At 70.6% G+C, this 17,450-nt stretch carries 15 protein-coding genes; 4 read left to right on the top strand and 11 right to left on the bottom strand.

Annotated elements, in window-relative coordinates; translation table 11 throughout:
* Positions 1 to 1,423: M28 family metallopeptidase (locus JAO81_RS14815; protein ID WP_233415367.1), on the top strand; the 1,423-nt coding region annotated here is incomplete at its 5' end.
* Between the two features lie 11 nt (positions 1,424 to 1,434).
* On the opposite strand, the gene JAO81_RS14810 is transcribed toward JAO81_RS14815, so the two are convergent.
* Together JAO81_RS14810 and JAO81_RS14805 are read right to left on the bottom strand one after the other, a co-directional pair.
* Positions 1,435 to 2,040 (bottom strand): Uma2 family endonuclease, encoded by a 606-nt coding sequence (locus tag JAO81_RS14810; RefSeq protein WP_199548308.1) that lies wholly within the window; start codon positions 2,038 to 2,040, stop codon positions 1,435 to 1,437.
* A 115-nt stretch (positions 2,041 to 2,155) separates the two neighbouring features.
* Positions 2,156 to 3,439 carry an adenylosuccinate synthase gene (locus JAO81_RS14805; protein ID WP_199548307.1) on the bottom strand — a complete coding sequence of 428 codons (1,284 nt, stop codon included), beginning with the start codon at positions 3,437 to 3,439 and terminating at the stop codon, positions 2,156 to 2,158.
* A 183-nt stretch (positions 3,440 to 3,622) separates the two neighbouring features.
* On the opposite strand from JAO81_RS14805, the gene JAO81_RS14800 reads away from it, so the two are divergent.
* Entirely contained in the window at positions 3,623 to 4,477 is an 855-nt protein-coding gene (locus JAO81_RS14800; RefSeq protein WP_199548306.1) for a diacylglycerol kinase, read from the top strand.
* 4 nt (positions 4,478 to 4,481) lie between these two features.
* Here the strand turns inward: JAO81_RS14800 and JAO81_RS14795 are convergent, their stop codons facing one another.
* The gene (locus JAO81_RS14795; RefSeq protein ID WP_199548305.1) at positions 4,482 to 4,991 is read right to left on the bottom strand and encodes a GbsR/MarR family transcriptional regulator; all 510 of its coding nucleotides are present in this window, start codon (positions 4,989 to 4,991) and stop codon (positions 4,482 to 4,484) included.
* A 93-nt stretch (positions 4,992 to 5,084) separates the two neighbouring features.
* On the opposite strand from JAO81_RS14795, the gene JAO81_RS14790 reads away from it, so the two are divergent.
* Positions 5,085 to 5,996, top strand: a complete 912-nt coding sequence (locus tag JAO81_RS14790) for an ABC transporter ATP-binding protein (protein WP_199548304.1) — start codon at positions 5,085 to 5,087, stop codon at positions 5,994 to 5,996.
* Positions 5,993 to 7,606, top strand: a complete 1,614-nt coding sequence (locus tag JAO81_RS14785) for an ABC transporter permease (protein WP_199548303.1) — start codon at positions 5,993 to 5,995, stop codon at positions 7,604 to 7,606. The genes JAO81_RS14790 and JAO81_RS14785 overlap by 4 nt, the downstream gene beginning before the upstream one ends.
* A 77-nt stretch (positions 7,607 to 7,683) precedes the next feature.
* On the opposite strand, the gene JAO81_RS14780 is transcribed toward JAO81_RS14785, so the two are convergent.
* The 8 genes from JAO81_RS14780 to JAO81_RS14745 form a co-directional block, all read right to left on the bottom strand.
* The gene (locus JAO81_RS14780) at positions 7,684 to 8,892 is read right to left on the bottom strand and encodes a cytochrome P450 (protein ID WP_199548302.1); all 1,209 of its coding nucleotides are present in this window, start codon (positions 8,890 to 8,892) and stop codon (positions 7,684 to 7,686) included.
* 65 nt (positions 8,893 to 8,957) lie between these two features.
* Positions 8,958 to 11,075, bottom strand: a complete 2,118-nt coding sequence (locus JAO81_RS14775; protein ID WP_199548301.1) for a VCBS repeat-containing protein — start codon at positions 11,073 to 11,075, stop codon at positions 8,958 to 8,960.
* Between the two features lie 157 nt (positions 11,076 to 11,232).
* Positions 11,233 to 11,898 (bottom strand): response regulator transcription factor, encoded by a 666-nt coding sequence (locus JAO81_RS14770; protein WP_199548300.1) that lies wholly within the window; start codon positions 11,896 to 11,898, stop codon positions 11,233 to 11,235.
* Positions 11,895 to 13,259: a histidine kinase gene (locus JAO81_RS14765; protein ID WP_199548299.1), complete on the bottom strand. Its 1,365-nt coding sequence runs from the start codon at positions 13,257 to 13,259 to the stop codon at positions 11,895 to 11,897. Before JAO81_RS14765 ends, JAO81_RS14770 begins: the two co-directional genes overlap by 4 nt.
* Before the next feature lie 230 nt (positions 13,260 to 13,489).
* On the bottom strand, positions 13,490 to 14,692 hold the full coding sequence (locus tag JAO81_RS14760) for an NAD(P)/FAD-dependent oxidoreductase (protein ID WP_199548298.1): 1,203 nt from the start codon (positions 14,690 to 14,692) through the stop codon (positions 13,490 to 13,492).
* A gap of 156 nt (positions 14,693 to 14,848) precedes the next feature.
* Positions 14,849 to 15,799, bottom strand: coding sequence for an RNA polymerase sigma-70 factor (locus tag JAO81_RS14755; protein ID WP_199548297.1), 951 nt, complete (start codon positions 15,797 to 15,799; stop codon positions 14,849 to 14,851).
* A gap of 101 nt (positions 15,800 to 15,900) precedes the next feature.
* Positions 15,901 to 16,773: a S9 family peptidase gene (locus tag JAO81_RS14750; protein WP_199548296.1), complete on the bottom strand. Its 873-nt coding sequence runs from the start codon at positions 16,771 to 16,773 to the stop codon at positions 15,901 to 15,903.
* A gap of 199 nt (positions 16,774 to 16,972) precedes the next feature.
* Positions 16,973 to 17,326, bottom strand: a complete 354-nt coding sequence (locus tag JAO81_RS14745) for a YkvA family protein (protein WP_199548295.1) — start codon at positions 17,324 to 17,326, stop codon at positions 16,973 to 16,975.
* Positions 17,327 to 17,450 lie beyond the last annotated feature (124 nt).

The raw sequence follows: 17,450 nt of genomic DNA, 5'->3' as shown, positions 1-17,450 counted from the left end.
CCGGGGCCCCCCCCCCCCCCCCCCCCCCCCCCCCCCCCCCCCCCCCCCCCCCCCCCCCCCCCCCCCCGGCGGGGGGCCCCCGCTCGGCGCATCGACCGCGCGGGCCGCCACCGGCCGCACAGGCACCGGCCGTCCCGCCACCGCCCAAGCCCCCGGCCGCGAACTCCGCGCGTTCTTACGGGAGATCGATCCCAAGCGCATCGAGGCCACCGTCCGCAAGCTCGCCTCCTTCGGCACCCGGCACACGCTCTCCAGCCAGGACGATCCGGCGCGCGGGATCGGCGCCGCACGCGACTGGATCCTCGGCGAGCTGAGAACGTACGCGGCCGCGTCCGGCGGCCGGATGACCGCCGAGCTGCAGTCGTACGTCCAGGAGCCGGCCTCCCGTATCCCCACCGCGACCCGCATCACCAACGTCCTTGCCACGCTCAGGGGTTCGACGGATCCCCACCGCGTCTACGTCGTCTCCGGGCACTACGACAGCCGCGCCTCCGACGTCATGGACGCCGTCTCGGACGCACCGGGCGCCGACGACGACGCCTCCGGGGTCGCGGTCGCGATGGAGCTGGCGCGCGTGATGGCCCGCAGTCGGCCCGCCGCGACGATCGTGTTCGCCGCCGTCGCCGGTGAGGAGCAAGGGCTGTACGGGGCCGCGCACATGGCGGGGCAGTTCAAGGCCGCCGGGGCCGATCTGCAGGGCATGTTCACCAACGACATCGTCGGCAGCTCGAAGGCCGACGACGGCACCAGGGACCCGTACACGATCAGGCTCTTCACCGAAGGTGTGCCCAGCAGCGAGACACCCGAACAGGCCGCGCTGCGGCGATCGGTGGGCGGTGAGAACGACTCCTCGACGCGGCAGCTCGCGCGCTTCGTCCGGGACACCGCCGACAACGACGCGACCGGGATGCGCGTCCGGGTCATCTACCGGCGGGATCGTTATCTGCGGGGCGGGGACCACATCCCGTTCCTCGAACGGGGTTATCCGGCCGCCCGGTTCACCGAGCCCGCCGAGGACTTCGCGCACCAGCACCAGGACGTACGAGTGGAGGAGGGCAAGCAGTACGGGGACCTGCCGGAGTTCTGCGACTTCCCGTTCATCGCGCGGGTGGCCCGCGTCAACGGCGCCGCTCTGTGGACCCTGGCCCACGCGCCCGGCACCCCGAAGAACGCCCGCATCGTGACGACGAACCTCACCAACTCCACCGAGCTGGTCTGGGATCGCGGCACGGACGCGGATCTGGCGGGCTACGAGGTGGTGTGGCGGGAGACGACCGCCCCCGAGTGGACCCATCTCGTACGCGTCGGCGATGTGACCCGCCACGAGATCGACCTGTCCAAGGACAACGTCTTCTTCGGGGTGCGGGCGGTGGGGCGCTCGGGGCTGCGCAGTCCGGTGGCGTTTCCCACGCCGCAACGCTGAGGGCGCAGACGTCAGCGCACGTAGTTCTTGAGGATCTCGGTGTCGAGGGTGATACCGACGGGGTCGGGGAGGGTGAGCTTGTCGCCGAACCGGACCGTGCGGGCGTTGCGATAGCCGCCCTCCGGGTCCGGGTCGCTGTACAGCGTCACGGTGGCGTGGTCGCGGTCGATCAGCAGGTAGAACGGGATCCCGGCCTCACCGTAGGCGGCGGGCTTCTCCTTGCGGTCCCGTCGGTCGGTGTCCGAGTCGTACGAGGTGACCTCGACGGCCATCAGCACGCTCCCGGCATCCGCCCAGTCACCCTGCCCGGCGAACGACCCCTCCGGCGCGAGAACGGCATCCGGCTTGGCACGCCCCTTGCGGTACGTCTCCACCTCGATCCCGAGATCCCCGCCCGCGTACAGCCATGGGTCGGTCGAGGACTGCATGCACTGCTTCTGCAGCCACCTGATGATCTCGGTGTGATTGCCGTCCGTCATGCCCTTGAACCCGACCCGTCCGTTGATGAACTCCAACCTGACGGTGTCGATCTCCTTCTCGACGAAGACCGCGAGCTTTTCGAACTCCTCCACCGAGATCACGGATGCCCTGGACACGTGCGCTGCCATAACCGTCATGTTGCCCTCCCTTCCTGGAGGACGCCAGTGTGCTCAGGCATACGCAAGGGGTGGGCCGCACCCCAGTGCGACCCACCCCTTCGAGTGAGCGAACGATCAACGAGTGATCAAGCTCCTACAGGAACGAGTTGATCTCGATCGTCTCGGTCCGGCCCGGGCCCACGCCGATCGCAGAGATCGGCGCACCCGACATCTCCTCCAGGGCCTTCACGTACGCCTGCGCGTTCTTCGGCAGGTCCGCGAAGGTCTGGGCCTTGGTGATGTCCTCGGACCAGCCCGGCAGGTACTCGTAGATCGGCTTCGCGTGGTGGAAGTCCGTCTGGGAGTACGGGAGTTCCTCGACGCGCTTGCCGTCGATCTCGTACGCGACGCAGACCGGGATCTGCTCCCAGCCGGTCAGCACGTCCAGCTTCGTGAGGAAGAAGTCCGTGAGGCCGTTGACGCGGGTCGCGTAGCGGGCGATCACGGCGTCGAACCAGCCGCAGCGGCGGTCACGGCCGGTGGTCACACCGCGCTCGCCGCCGATCCGGCGCAGGTCCTCGCCGTCCTGGTCGAAGAGCTCGGTCGGGAACGGACCGGCGCCGACACGGGTCGTGTAGGCCTTCAGGATGCCGATGACCCGCGAGATCTTCGTGGGGCCGACACCCGCACCCGTGCACGCGCCGCCCGCGGTCGGGTTCGAGGACGTGACGAAGGGATACGTGCCGTGGTCCACGTCCAGGAGCGTGCCCTGGCCGCCCTCGAAGAGGACGACCTTGCCCTCGTCGATGGCGTTGTTCAGGATCAGCGTCGTGTCCGCGACGAACGGCTTGATCTGCTCCGCGTACTGGAGCATCTCCTCGACGATCCCGCCGGCCTCGATCGCCCGCCGGTTGTAGAGCTTCGTGAGCAGCTGGTTCTTGACCTCGAGAGCCGCTTCGACCTTCTGGGTGAGGATCGACTCGTCGTACAGGTCCTGGACACGGATGCCCACGCGGTTGATCTTGTCGGCGTAGGTCGGGCCGATGCCGCGGCCGGTGGTGCCGATCTTCCGCTTGCCGAGGAAGCGTTCCGTCACCTTGTCGACCGTGACGTTGTACGGCGTGATCAGGTGGGCGTTGCCGCTGATCAGGAGCTTGGACGTGTCGACACCGCGGTCGTTCAGCCCGCTCAGCTCGGAGAGCAGGACGGCCGGGTCGACGACGACACCGTTGCCGATGACCGGGGTACATCCGGGCGAGAGGATGCCGGAGGGGAGCAGGTGGAGCGCATACTTCTGGTCGCCTACGACAACCGTGTGACCGGCGTTGTTGCCGCCCTGGTAACGCACCACATAGTCAACTGAGCCACCGAGCAGGTCGGTGGCCTTTCCCTTGCCCTCGTCACCCCACTGAGCACCGAGCAGCACAAGTGCGGGCACAGGCGTACACCCCTTCCGGGCGGGGCATGTCCAAGGTCAGGGGCGTACGCGCCGCGTACACCTGGCGGACTCCATTGACCGCATACGTCGGACCGGTGCCCCGGAATAGACGAAACCCCTGGCGCAATAGCGCAAGGGGCTCTTGCACAAAGATGCTACCCCGTACCTTGAGGAAGGACCGAGGTGTCGGCTCCTGCACCCGCTGAGAAGGGCTACCAGCCGCTCCTTGTCGTCATCGATCCCGCCGCCAGACGCAGCGACGGCGAGTCCGTCCGTATCGCCAAGGACGTGCTGTGCGCACGGTCCTGCGGATCGGTGAAGATCTGTCTCCCGGACGGTCCGGAGGAATTCGCCCGGGCGCTGCAGCGCCGGGGCTCGCGCAGACCCGTGGTCGTCGGCGACGACCGGGCGCTGCTGCGGGCGGTCTCCGTACTCCACCGGGAGCGCGAGCTCGCCTCGTCGGTCCTCTCGCTGATCCCCGTCGGGCCGCTGACCCGGCTCGCGCAGACGCTCGGAGTGCCGGCCGGCACGGTCGAGGCGGCCTCGGCGGTCCTGGACGGCGAGGCCCGGCACCTCGACCTCCTGGTCGACGACAGCGACGGCGTGGTCCTCGGCGACCTGCGCATCCCCGCCCTGCCGGCCGCCGCGCACGGTCCTGATCCCTGGTGGGCGCCGCCGCTGAGGACCTGCCAGTCGCTCGTACGCACCCTCGTACGGCCGTCTCCGGCCGCCTCGGCGGGGCCTTCGCGGCTGCGGGTCGAGGTGGACGGGGTGACGCTCGTCGATCTGGACCAGCCGGTCGAGGACGTCTCCGTGGCGACCTCCCGGGGAGGTTTCGCCCGGATCGAGGTCCGGCCCACGTGGGTGGGCGCCGCGGCGCCGGCGCTGCGGGCGCGGGCCCGCACGGTCACGGTGTCCGGACCCGACTTCCGCTACCGGGCGGACGCGCTGACGGCGGGTCCGGTGCGCACGCGGACGTGGACGGTGCGGCCGGGGGCGTGGGCGCTGACGCTGCCGGCCCACGGGGTGTCCCGCTGAGGGCTCACCCGGTCCCGAAGACCTCGTCCCGGTGCGCCCGCCACCGGGCGAGGAGCCCCGCCAGCTCTCGCTCCAGGAACTCGAAGAACTCCAGCGTCTCCGCCATCCGCCGGCCGGCGGGCGTATCGGCGCCGACGCTGTCGACGCCCTCCCTGAGGGTGCCCTCCCACCGCTTCAGGACCTGGTCGCGGTTGGTCAGCGCCTCGTACCAGCTGGAGGCGTGGACCCGGTAGCGCTCACGGCGCGAACCGGGTTCACGCTCGCGCGAGACCATGTGCACCTGGGACAGATAGCGCACCGCCCCGGAGATCGCCGCCGGGCTGACCTTGAGCTGCTCGCTCAGCTCCGCCGAGCTCATCGCACCCGACTCGGACGACAGCAGGGCCCCGAAGACGCGCGCGGGCATCCGCTGCATCCCCGCCTCCGCCAGCTGCGCGGCGAAGGTCTCCACGAACCGGTCCACCCGCTCGTCCCGCACGCTCTGCCCGTTCTCGCGGTCGTTCCCTGCGGCCATGTCCCGATCATCTCCCCTGCTCACCGGCGCGGCTCCGAGTTTATACGCTTCCTTAACTTCACAAATTTCTGAAAGTACCGTACGTTCAAAAACATGACCAAGGCCATCACCGTCTCCGGACTGCACAAGTCGTTCGGCAAGACGCACGCACTGGACGGGCTCGACCTCGAGGTCGAGAGGGGCGAGGTGCACGGCTTCCTGGGCCCGAACGGGGCCGGCAAGTCCACGACCATCCGCGTCCTGCTCGGTCTCCTGCGCGCCGACTCCGGCGCCGCCCAGCTGCTCGGCAAGGACCCGTGGAACGACGCCGTGGAGCTGCACCGCCGTATCGCCTACGTCCCCGGAGACGTGACCCTGTGGCGCAACCTCAGCGGCGGCGAGGTCATCGACCTGTACGGCCGGTTGCGCGGCGGCCTGGACAAGGCCAGGCGCGCGGATCTGATCGGGCGGTTCGAGCTCGATCCGACCAAGAAGGGCCGTACGTACTCCAAGGGCAACCGGCAGAAGGTCGCCCTGGTCGCGGCCTTCGCCTCCGACGTCGATCTGCTGATCCTCGACGAGCCGACCTCGGGACTCGACCCGCTCATGGAGGAGGTCTTCCAGGAGTGCGTGCGCGAGGAGCAGTCCCGCGGGCGGACCGTGCTCCTGTCGAGCCACATCCTCAGCGAGGTCGAGGAGCTCTGCGACCGCGTCTCGATCATCCGCAAGGGCGCAACCGTGGAGACCGGCTCGCTCGCCGAGCTGCGCCATCTGACCCGTACCGCCGTGTCGGCCGAACTCGCGGGCCCGCCCAACGGGTTGAGCAAGCTGCCCGGCGTCCACGACCTGGACATCCAGGGCAACCGGGTCCGCCTCCAGGTCGACTCGGACAAGCTCGACGCGGTGCTCAGGTCGCTCACCGACTCCGGCGTACGGACGCTGACCAGCTCGCCGCCCACCCTGGAAGAGCTGTTCATGCGGCACTACCAGGACGAGGTCCGTACGGAAGAGGCGATGGCGCGATGACTGCCGTGGCCGACACCGCCTTCGCTCCACGCACCGGCGGCAACCGCCATCTCGCGGGAACCGGCGCCCTGTTGCGGCTCGCTCTGCGCCGCGACCGGATCATGCTGCCGCTGTGGGTGCTCGCCATCGGCGGGACCACGGCGAGCGCCGCGGGTTCGCTCGGCGCCGTGTACGGCACTCCCGAGGAGCGGGCGAGCGTCATCTCCTCGATGGCGACGAACAGTTCCCTGCGTTCCCTGTACGGGCCGGTCTTCGACGACTCGCTCGGGGCGCTGGTCTCGTGGCGGTACGTGGCGTTCATGTCCGCGTTCGCCGCCGTGATGAGCCTGCTGATCGTCGTACGGCATACGCGCGAGGAGGAGGAGACCGGGCGGCAGGAGATGCTGTCCTCGGCGATGGTGGGGCGGCGCGCACCGCTCACCGCGGCGCTGCTCGTGGCGCTGATCGCCAACGCGGGGATCGCGCTGCTCACCACGCTCGGCCTCGCGGGCGAAGGCGCCGCGGGCGCCCTCGCGCTGGGGCTCGCGATCGGCGGGGTGGGCATGGTCTTCGCGACCATGGCGGCCGTGATGGCCCAACTCACCGAGACCGGGCGCCTCGCGAAGGGTCTGACCGCCGCCGTACTCGGTGTGGCGTGGGCCCTGAAGGCGGCGGGCGACGCGGCCTCGACCGACGGCTCGCACGTTCTGACCTGGCTCTCGCCCATCGGCTGGGCCGAGAACATCCGCGCCTTCGCCGGTGAACGCTGGTGGGTGGTGCTCCTGTTCGCGGCCGTGATCGTGATCCAGGGCGCTGTCGCGTACGACCTCGCGGGCCGCCGCGACGTCGGCATGAGCTTCCTGCCGGCCCGCCCCGGACCCGCCGACGGCCGGCTCGCCACGGCCACTTCGCTGGCCTGGCGCCTGCAGCGCGGTTCGCTGCTCGGCTGGGGCATCGGCTTCCTGCTCGCCGGGCTGATGTTCGGCTCCATGACGGAGGGCGCCGCGGATCTCGTCGGCGACAACGAGAACACCCGCGAGATCCTGGAACGCATGGGCGGCCAGGCCGGCGTCACCAACTCCTTCCTGGCCGCGATGATCGGCATGCTGGCGATGCTCGCCGCGCTCTATGCCGTCCAGTCGGTCCTGCGGCTCAACGGCGAGGAGACCTCACAGCGCGCCGAGCCGATCCTCGCGGGCGCGGTCGGCCGCATCCGGTGGGCCGTCGGCCACCTGTACGTCGCGTTCGGCGGCGCGGCCCTGATCATGCTGCTCGGCGGCCTGGGGCTCGCCCTCGGCTACGGCAAGGACTTCGGTCCGGTCCTGGGCGCGGTCCTCGTGCAGACCGTGGCGGTCTGGCTGCTCGGCTCGTTCGCGGTGCTCGTGTACGGAGTGCTGCCGCGGATCGCCGCGCTCGGCTGGGCGTACGCCGGTCTGTCGCTCGGCCTCGGCTGGCTGGGCGCGGCGCTCAACCTGCCGTCCGCGGTGATGAACCTGTCCCCGTTCGAGCACCTGCCGAAGCTGCCGGGCAACGAGATGCTGTGGACACCGGTCCTCGTCCAGCTCGCGCTCGCGGTGGTGTTCACGGTGGCGGGCCTGACGGGGCTGCGGCGGCGGGACATGCAGAGCTGAGCCCGGAATGGTCCCCGCCCTCCCTGGGGGCCGAAGCCCTTTCAAGGCTATCGGCCCCCACTGACAATCCCCTTCGCTCAGATCTCCACCGGCAGGGACTCGAGCCCCCGGATCACGAACCCGTCCTTGCGCTGCGGCTCCCCCGCGAGCCGCAGCGCGGGCGCCTGCCGCAGCAACTGCCCGAAGGACGCGGCGAGTTCGATACGGGCGAGCGGCGCGCCCAGGCAGTAGTGGATCCCCGCCCCCAGCGAGACATGCGGGTTCTCCCGGCGCGTCAGGTCGAGCCGGTCCGGATCCCGGAAGACCGCCGGATCGCGATTGGCGGACCCGAAGAGCAGCGCGACCTCCGAGCCCTTGGGGATCCGTACGCCACCCACCTCGATGTCCTCGAGGACCCAGCGCTCGAAGAGATGCAGCGGAGTGTCGTACCGCAGAAGTTCATCCACAGCTGTGGACAACTTTCCGGGAGCCGGATCCTGTCGCAGCGCGGCGAGCTGCTCCGGGTTCCGGAACAACGCGAGCCAACCGTTACCGGTGGTGTTCACCGTCGCCTCGTGCCCGGCGTTGAGCAGCAGCACGCAAGTGGAGATCATCTCCTGCTCACTCAGCCGCTCGCCTTCGTCATACGCGGCAATCAGCCCGGAGATGAGATCCTCCCCCGGCTCCTTGCGCCGCTCGGCGATCAACTCGCGCAGATACGCGGAGAACTCGACCGACGCGGTCACGGCCTTCCGCGCCGTCTCCTCGTCCGGGTTCAGCTCGTACATCCCGCAGATATCCGCCGACCAGGGCCGCAGCAGATGCCGGTCGCTCTCCGGGATGCCCAGCATCTGAGCGATCACGGCCACCGGCAGCGGTTCGGCCAGCTCCTCGACCAGATCGCCGCCGCCGTTCGCGACGATCCGCGCCACGAGCGTGGCCGCCAACTCCTCCACGTACGGCTGAAGCCGCTGCACCGTACGCGGCGTGAACGCCTTGGAGACCAGCCGCCGGATCCGGGGGTGCCGCGGGGCCTCCAGATCGAGCAGCCCGTTGTCGTTGAGCGTGTGAAACGGCTCATGCTCGGGCACGGGCGGCGTCCGCCCGAACTCCTCGTGCGTATACCGGTGAAGGTAGGTCCGCCCCAGCCTCCGGTCCCTGAGCAGCGCGGACACATCCTCATGCCGCGGAATCAACCACTGCCGCGACGCCTCGAACCACAACGCCCGCCCAGCGGCGCGGAGTTCGGCGTAGGCGGGGTAGGGGTCGGCGGCGAAGTCCGGTGAGCCGGGGCTGAAGGGCAGCATCTCCCGAAGGTAGCGGGACGGCCCCGGACCGTGCAGGTCCGGGGCCGCCTCGGTCGAATCCGGTGTCAGCTCAGGGACTTGAAGTTCTGCCAGCCGCTGGTGCCGATCTGGAACCGGGTCTTGAAGGTGCCGTCACCCAGACCGTCGTACCGCCAGAGAGCACCCTGCCCGTCGGCGGCGACCAGGTCCTCCTTGCCGTCGCCGGTCAGGTCGCCGACACCGACGATCGACTTGTAGACGTTCCAGCCGCCGCCGATGCGGACGCGCGTCCCGAAGGCACCCTGGCCGTCTCCGGGGTAGTTCCACAGGATTCCGTCGGAGTCCCTGGCCACCAGGTCACCGATGCGGTCTCCGTTGAGGTCGCCCGCGCCGGTCACGGTGTACGGGCCCCAGCCGGCGCCTATGAGGGTCCGCGGCTTGAAGGCGCCCTTGCCGTCGCCGCCGTAGAACCACAGCCGCCCCGTCGAGGTCTCACGGGCCAGCAGATCGGTGGTGCCGTCCTTGTCGAGGTCGCCGGGCGAGGTGAACGCGTTGTACACGCCCCAGCCGGAGCCGATCCGGGCGGACGGGCTGCCCGGCTCGACCACCTCGCCGCAGACGGCACGGTACGAGTGCAGCTCGCCGGCGCTGTTGCGTACGAGGGTGTCGTTGCAGCCGTCCCCGTTCACGTCGCCGAACGGGACCAGCGTGGAGGAGGTCGGCCAGGCGACGCGCTTGGCGGGCGTGGAGACACGGCCGTTGGCGGTGCCGCCGTAGATGCCGAGTTCGCCCGTGGTCTTGACCGTGTAGAGGTCGGCGATCTTGTCCTTGCCCACGTAGTCACGACTGGGGGCAGGGGTGACCAGGTCGGTGGTGGACGTCCACAGACCGCCGTCTTTCCATACCGCGGTGGCTTCACCGTTCGCGGCCACGGTGACCACGCCCTCGGCTTGATAGCCGGGGTTGGCGGCAAGGGTCTTCGGCGCACCCCAGACGCCGTTCACTCGTGCCGCCGTCGTGAAGGCCTGGTCGTCCCCGACGTCCTGCCCCCAGCCCACCTGCACGGTGCCGTCCGCTCCGATCACGGCGTCGGAAGTCAGACTCAACGGGCCGTTGGCCACCGTCGTCGTCGTGCCCCAGGTGCCGGAGGAGGATCGGGTGACCGCTCTCAGGCCCTGGTTCGCCGGCAGTTCGCCGTCCACCCACACGACGGTGATGTCCCCCTGGGGACCGAACAGAGGGCGGGATATCCGGCCTACGAACGCGCGTCCGGAAACGACCGTCTCAGGGGTGCCCCATTCGGCGCTGCCGGCGGAGCGGCGCGCGAACAGGAGAGCCGCGTCGGTGTCCGGGCCTTGCTCCCACCACGCCAGCGCGAACGCCCCATCGGGTGCGACCACCAGCTGGGGAGCGGAGGCGCGCTTGCCGGGACTCGAAATGGTCCGCGGCTCGGTCCACTGTTCAGCGCCTGCCGCGCGGCTCGTCTCCTGCAGCTCGAGTGAGCTGCCGTTCGACTCCTGCCAGACGATCGACACGGCGCCGTCCTCAGTGATCCCGACGCCTGGATGCGACTTGTTCACGCCCTTTGCGCCGCTGCCGAATCGCGTCGGCGGGGACCACGACCCGTCGGCCGGGTCACGTTCGGCGAAGTAGACATCGCGCGACTGATACTCCTGCGACGTCCATACGGCCACGATCCGGCCATTCGGGCCTGACGCCAGCCGAATTTCCCCCACTTCCACCGTCACAGGCCCGAGCTCCACCGGCGTGGACCAAGTGGAGGTGCCGGCCGCCAAGGTGGAGGCGCGCACCGCGTTACTGCCGCCGCGATCCACCCACGCAACGGTCACGGATCCGTCGGGTGCCGCGGTGACGGCGGCTTGCGGAGAGTGGGCGGACGCCACCTGGGCAATCTCCTGCGGAGCGCCCCACACCTCACTCCCGGCAGTGCGCACCGACGCCATCAGGTCCGAGCTCGCACCGCCGTGCAACTGCTGCCAGACAAGGACTGTGGAACCGTCCTTGAGGGTCAGTATTTCCTCGGCGTACGTGCCGGAGTCGCTGGGTGAGAGCTGCTTGGGCACCTCCCAGACCCTCAGCTGGCCATCGACGGCGACCGCAGCAGGTGCAGTTGTCAGCTCGAGCGCACCGACACCCCCCAGGACCAGCACAGGCACCAGCGCCGTGACGAGCATTCTTCGCATGCATCCTCCGAGAACCGCGATGAAGGCATGGCGAGGACGCGGCCGTCCGGCCGTCGCGTCGCGCGAAGTCAGCAGCCCCCCTGGCCCGTTCCCCCCATGCACGAACAGCGGGACATTAACACCGGGCGCCCCGGGGCCAACACCTGTTTCAGCAGCGCTAACCGGGGGTCACGAGCCGCGCCTCGTAAGCGAAGACCGCTGCCTGGGTTCGGTCGCGCAGGCCGAGTTTGACCAGGATGCGGGAGACGTGGGTCTTGATGGTGGACTCCGCGACGACCAGGTGGGAGGCGATCTCGTGGTTGGAGAGGCCCTGGGCGATCAGGACCAGGACCTCCGTCTCGCGTTCGGTCAGGTCGCCGATCTGGTCCTGGGCCGGGGGTTTGAGGGCTGAGCTGCTGCCCAGTCTGGTGAACTCGGCGATCAGGCGCTTGGTGACGGCGGGGGCCAGGAGGGCCTCGCCGGCCGCCACCACCCGTACCCCTTCGGCGAGTTGGCGGGCCGAGGCGTCCTTCAGGAGGAAGCCCGAGGCGCCCGCGCGCAGTGCCTCGTAGACGTACTCGTCGAGGTCGAAGGTGGTCAGGACCAGGACCTTCGTATCGGCGGACGAGGCGACGATCTCGCGTGTCGCCTCGATGCCGTTGAGTTCCGGCATACGGATGTCCATGAGCGCGACGTCCGGGCGCAGCTCGGCCACCTTGGCGATCGCGTCGCGGCCGTCGACCGCCTCGCCGACCACCTCGATGTCGGGCATCGCGTTGAGGAGGACGGAGAAGCCCTCGCGGACCATCATCTGGTCGTCCACGATGACGACGCGGATGGTCACGACGCGTCCTCTTCGGGCTCGGCCTGCGCCACCGGCAGGAACACGCTCACCTCGTAGCCGCCGTCCGCGCTCTCGCCCGCCGTCATCACACCGCTCAGCATCGACACCCGTTCCCGCATGCCCGTGATGCCGTGTCCGGCGCCCGGTGAGGTCTTGATCAGGCCGGTGGGCGGGCCGTTGACCACTCTGATCCCCAAGCCGCCCAGGACATAGGCCACTTCGACCTTCGCCTCGGCGCCCGGCGCGTGGCGGAGCGTGTTGCTCAGGGCCTCCTGCACGATCCGGTACGCGGAGAGCTCGACGCCCGGGGGCAGGTCGCGCACGGCGCCCGTGACCGTCCTGTCGACGGTGAGGCCCGCCTCGCGCACATTGCGCACGAGCGCGTCCAGGTCGGCGAGCGTCGGCTGGGGCGCGTCCGGCGCCTCGTAGTCCTCCGCCCGTACGACACCGAGCACGCGGCGCAGTTCGGTGAGCGCGGCCACCGCGTTCTCGCGGATGGTGGCGAAGGCCTGCTCCAGCTCCGGCGGCGGATTCTGCACCCGGTACGGGGCCGCCTCCGCCTGGATCGCGACGACGCTCATGTGGTGGGCGACCACGTCGTGCAGCTCGCGGGCGATGTTGGTGCGCTCTTCGAGGCGGGTGCGCTTGGAGCGTTCGGCCAGGGTGTCCTCCTCCTTGGCTGCCACCTCGGCCTCCTTGACGGCGACTTCCTGCCTGGCCGAGTTCCAGCCCCCGAAGGCCACGGCGGCCGAGAGCGAGAAGGCGGACAGGACCAGCATGGCGATCAGGGAGTCGTCGCCGTTGCCCTCGTATCCGACGACCGTGACGCCGAACGCCATGGTGATCAGCCACATCTCGCCCGCCACCCGGGGCCTGCTGCGCAGGGCGACCTGGGTCATGACGACGAGATGGGCGAGGAATCCGGCGGCCGTCCAGGGATAGGCGCCGTCGTAGGTGACCCCGCCGAGCACCACCCCGAACACGCTCAAGGCCATGGACAGCCAGAACGCCGCGACGGGCCGGGACAGGGTGAGCAGCACCGGAGCGGCACCGGCCAGGCCCTGGACCAGGCCCACGAAGTCATCGCCGTACGAGCCGCCCTCCGCGAGGCCCAGCAGGAAGACGAACGCGGCCGCCAGGACGATCAGCCCGTGCGGCAGCCACTTTCCGTACGGGCGCAGCCGCTTGGGTATCCGGCGGACCGCCCGGTGACCGTCCGGCAGCGGTGGCAGCGGCCGGAACGCGAACGCGCCGCTGAACAGGTCGGCGCGCAGCGCACCGAGACCGCCCCGGATGAGCCGGGCCTCGGTGTGGACGCCATGGTGGTTCGCGCCATGAGGGTTCTGAGCTGTCTCGTTCACGCAGATGACGGTATGCGCCCCAGGTCACGGCGTCGTCACCTCCTGGCCGGATCCTCCGGGGTCCGCCTCAGGTACTACGCGGGTACGGGCGGTGACGTGGCAAGGGGCCCCCGCAGGGGAACGGGCCGCCACGTGGCAACGGGCCGCGGCAGGAGAACCGGCCGCGTGGAAACGACCGGGGCGCCCCCGCCTCGTAGGACGGGGGGGGACCGCCCCCCCCCGGTACCGCATCAGGCCGTCGCCAGGGCGGCCGCCGGCTCGCCCGCCACACGCCGGCCCTTCGAGAACACCAAGGCTCCCGGGTTGGCCACGCCCCAGGCGGCGCCCTTGCAGATCAGCTCCTTGTAGACCGCCGCCGTACGGCCGGTCATGACCCGCTCCTTGGAGGTGTCGTCGGCCGTCACGAACTGGATCAGGCCTTCCTTGCGGCCGAGCGAGACGCACTGCTGGAAGTAGCGCAGCGGCATCTTCGGCTGCTTGAGACCGGTCAGCTCCGCCGTGATCGCGTCCGCGGCCTGCCACGCCATCGGCGTGCCCGTGGCGCAGGACATCCGCAGCGGCTTGCCGGTGTCGCCCATCGCGTAGCCGGCGTCGCCGACCGCGTACACGTCGGGGTGCGAGACCGAGCGCATCATGCCGTCGACCACGATCTGGCCGCCTTCGGTGACCTGGAGGCCGCTGGCCTCGGCGATCGGGTGGGTCGCGAAGCCGGTGGTCCACACGGTGACGTCGGCCGCGATGGCCTCGCCGTCCGCGGTCTTCACCTGGTCCGCCTCGACGGCGGCGACCGCGGTGTGCTCGTACGTGGTGATGCCGAGCCTGCCGAAGACCTTGCGCAGGTGCTTCGCCCCCTTGGCGCTGAGCCAGTCGCCCAGCTCGCCGCGGGCGGCGAGCGCGACATCGAGGCCGGGGTAGGTCTCGGCGATCTCGGTCACGGCCTCGACCCCGGTGAGCCCGCCGCCGACGACCAGGACCTTCTGCCCGGGCTCGAGCGACTCGAGGCGCGCCCGCAGCCGCAGCGCACCGGCCCGGCTCGCCACCTCGTGGGCGTGCTCGACGGCGCCCTGAACCCCGTGGTCGTTCCAGCGGCTGCCGAGCGCGTAGACGAGGGTGTCGTACGCGAGCTCCTCCTCGCCTGCGGTGGAGACGACCCGCACGGTCTTGCGGTCCACATCCACGGCGGCCACCTTCGCGACCTTCAGCTCCATGCCGCTGCCCTCGAACATCGCGTCGAAGGGCCGGTGCTTGAGCTCCTGGCCGGCGGCCAGCTGGTGGTTGCGGACGCGCTCGACGAAGTCCGGCTCGTCGTTGACGAGCGTGAGGGCGACGTCATCGCGGTGCAGCCGCTTGGCGAGACGGCCGGCCGCACCGGCTCCGGCGTAGCCCGCGCCCAGGACGAGGATGCGGTGCTTGGTGACGTTTCCAGCAGTCATGTTCCTGCTCCTGTCTAGCGCGGCCGAGCCGCTCTCCGGGTCCGCTCTTTCGCGGTTACGCCCCTTGAACCGGGCAGCCCTCGGATTCCTGACAGGAGTAGAATGTGACCTGCGTCACACAATCGGATGCGGCCCCCCGACCGCCCATGAGCAGGCCTACCAATCGGCCAGGAACAGCGGTTCTCCGCGGTCGGCCGAGGCCCAGACCTCGGTGGCCCGCTGCAGCTTGTCCGGGTTGACCTGGCTGCGGACCGCGACGATCCCCTCGTCGGACCGCTCCAGGCACATGACGCCGAAGACCCGTCCTTCGACGGTGATGACGAGGGCCGGGGAGCCGTTGGCCGTCGTCGCGTAGACCTCCGGGGTGCCGCCGCCGAGCATGCGGCGCTTGCTCTCGGCCGGCTTGAACATCCCGCGCAGGAACTTGGCCACCGCGAGGGCGCCTTCGAACGGCGTGGCCTTCGCCGGGATCTTCCCGCCGCCGTCGCCGACGGCGATCGCGTCCGAGGTGAGCAGCTTCACCAGCGGTTCGGTCTGCCCGCTGGTCGCGGCCGCGAGGAACTCCTCGACGATCCGCTTCGCCGCCGCCTCGGAGATCTCGGTGCGCGCCTTGCCGTCGGCGATGTGCTTCTTGGCCCGGGAGAAGGTCTGCTGGCTTGCCGCCTCGCTGATGTCCAGGATCTCGGCGATCTCGCGATGCCCGTACGCGAACGCCTCCTTCAGGACGTACACCGCACGCTCATTGGGCGAGAGCCGTTCCATCAGGGTCAGCACGGCGTACGAGACGGACTCGCGCTGCTCGGCGGTGCCGGCCGGGCCGAGCATCGGGTCACCTTCGAGCAGGGGCTCGGGCAGCCACTGGCCGACGTAGGTCTCGCGGCGCGCACGGGCCGAAGTCAGCTGATTCAGACAGAGGTTGGTGAGCACCTTGGTCAGCCAGGCCTCGGGAACCTCGATCTGCCCGGCATCCGCCGCCTGCCAGCGCAGATACGTTTCCTGTACGAGGTCCTCGGCCTCCGCCGACGAGCCCAGCATCCGGTAGGCGATGGCCTCCAGGCGGGGGCGGGCGGCCTCGAAGCGGTCCACGTCGGTCATCGTCAGCGGCATGCCCTGATCGTAGCCGCCCGGGCAAAAGGCCAGTTGGGCGCCCGGAAGGCGCACTGGTCGATCTTGGGCGCCCGAAAGGTGGGCCCGGTGATCCCGGGCGCTCAGAAGGCGAGCTGGGCGATCTCCTCGGCGACCACGGCGCAGGCGTCGGCCGCCGGATCGATCGGCGGGAAGTGCCCGACGCCTTCGAGCAGCGTCAGGCCCACCACCTCGCCGGCCTTCGCGGCGGCGTCGGCGTAGGCCTCGGCGACGGTGTACGGCACGTCCGCGTCGTCGCGGCCCTGGACGAGGACGGTGGCGATTCCGGTGGGCAGCAGGACGGCCGGGTCGGCCTGGGCCGCCCGCTCATCGAACTTGGCGTCCCCGCCGAGCAGTTGGACGACCGCGTCGTTGCAGACCTTCAGCTCGCGGGAGAGCGTGAAGTCGGCGATCGGGGCGAGGGCCACGACGCCGCGCAGGTGGGTGGGGTACGGGGCGTGCCACGGGGAGTCCTCGGGCAGAACGTGCCGCGAGGCGGCCCAGAGGGCGAGCTGACCGCCGGCGGAGTGGCCGGTGAGGACGGTGCGCCTCGGATCGGCCACCGGCACATGCTCCTTGACCAGGGCGGCCATGGCGTCGAGGGCGGCCGCGACATCGTCGAACGTGTCCGGCCACCGCCCCGCGACCGGTCCGGTGCCGCCCTGCGCGGGAATCGAACTCCCGCGCCGGTACTCGACATTGGCCACGGCGAAGCCCTGCCGGGCGAGGAAGTCCGCGAAGGGAGTGAGGTGCTTGCGGTCGTACGGGGCCCGCCAGGCGCCACCGTGCAGGACGACGACGAGGGGGGCGGTCAGCGGGTTGTCCCGGGGCGCGTAGAAGTCGACGATCTGGTCCGGGTGATCGCCGTACGCGGCCGTTGCGTCCGGTTCCACCGGCGGGTGCGAGAACGCCGACTGCTCTTCGGCGGCGGCTCGGGCGGTGGCGTCTTCGGACATGTCCGGCCTTTCCAGGGTGGTTCGAGGGCGGTTCGGTGGCGGTTCGCCGCGGTGCGGTGGTGCGGTTCGCCGCGGTGCGGTGGTGCGGTGCGGTCCGGTGCGGTGGTGCGGTGCGGTCCGGTGGCAGGTTCGTGGTGGTGCGGGTGGCTGAATTTTTCCCCACCGCCACCCCGACCCGAAACCGGGGTCCGCCCCCGCCTCAGCCGTCCCGCGCCACAGTGCCCTTACGGAGACCGGTCCCGGTGCCCTTACGGAGGCCGGTCCCGCCGCCCTTACGGAGACCTGACCTCTCGGCGGCCGCGTGCAGCGAGCGCAGCCCGAGCAGCAGCACGCCGATGTCGTCCAGATAGACCGGGTCCGGCAGCAGATCCACGGGAGAGATCACGTAGATCAGGGCGCCCCAGAAGGCGAGGGTGTTCTCCACCGGAACCCCCGCCCTGCGCAGGAGCCGCCTGGTCCGCACAAGGCGCACGAGCAGCACGAGGGCGAAGCCCGCCACGACCGCGAGCACCACCGCCGCGAGCACCACCAGTGTCCACGCCTGATCACTCATGGGGGCCTCCTTTCGCTTTGCCCCCAATCAGACAGGAGTACCCCGGATCGCCCCCCGTTGCCCCCCCCCGCGGGGGGGGAGGGGGGCCGGGGGGGCGGGGGGGGCGGGGGGGGGGGGGGGGGCC

This window comes from Streptomyces sp. N35 (genome assembly GCF_016464295.1).
Classification (GTDB): Bacteria; Actinomycetota; Actinomycetes; order Streptomycetales; family Streptomycetaceae; genus Streptomyces.
Note: the sequence above shows the minus strand (reverse complement) of the source record. Positions and strands in the feature narration are given on the sequence as shown.

Coding starts and splice junctions, on each gene's coding strand:
- JAO81_RS14810 (WP_199548308.1), bottom strand. CDS start 2,040: ATGACGGTTATGGCAGCGCACGTGTCCAGGGCATCCGTGATCTCGGTG.
- JAO81_RS14795 (WP_199548305.1), bottom strand. CDS start 4,991: ATGGCCGCAGGGAACGACCGCGAGAACGGGCAGAGCGTGCGGGACGAG.
- JAO81_RS14790 (WP_199548304.1), top strand. CDS start 5,085: ATGACCAAGGCCATCACCGTCTCCGGACTGCACAAGTCGTTCGGCAAG.
- JAO81_RS14785 (WP_199548303.1), top strand. CDS start 5,993: ATGACTGCCGTGGCCGACACCGCCTTCGCTCCACGCACCGGCGGCAAC.
- JAO81_RS14780 (WP_199548302.1), bottom strand. CDS start 8,892: ATGCTGCCCTTCAGCCCCGGCTCACCGGACTTCGCCGCCGACCCCTAC.
- JAO81_RS14775 (WP_199548301.1), bottom strand. CDS start 11,075: ATGCGAAGAATGCTCGTCACGGCGCTGGTGCCTGTGCTGGTCCTGGGG.
- JAO81_RS14760 (WP_199548298.1), bottom strand. CDS start 14,692: ATGACTGCTGGAAACGTCACCAAGCACCGCATCCTCGTCCTGGGCGCG.
- JAO81_RS14755 (WP_199548297.1), bottom strand. CDS start 15,799: ATGCCGCTGACGATGACCGACGTGGACCGCTTCGAGGCCGCCCGCCCC.
- JAO81_RS14750 (WP_199548296.1), bottom strand. CDS start 16,773: ATGTCCGAAGACGCCACCGCCCGAGCCGCCGCCGAAGAGCAGTCGGCG.
- JAO81_RS14745 (WP_199548295.1), bottom strand. CDS start 17,326: ATGAGTGATCAGGCGTGGACACTGGTGGTGCTCGCGGCGGTGGTGCTC.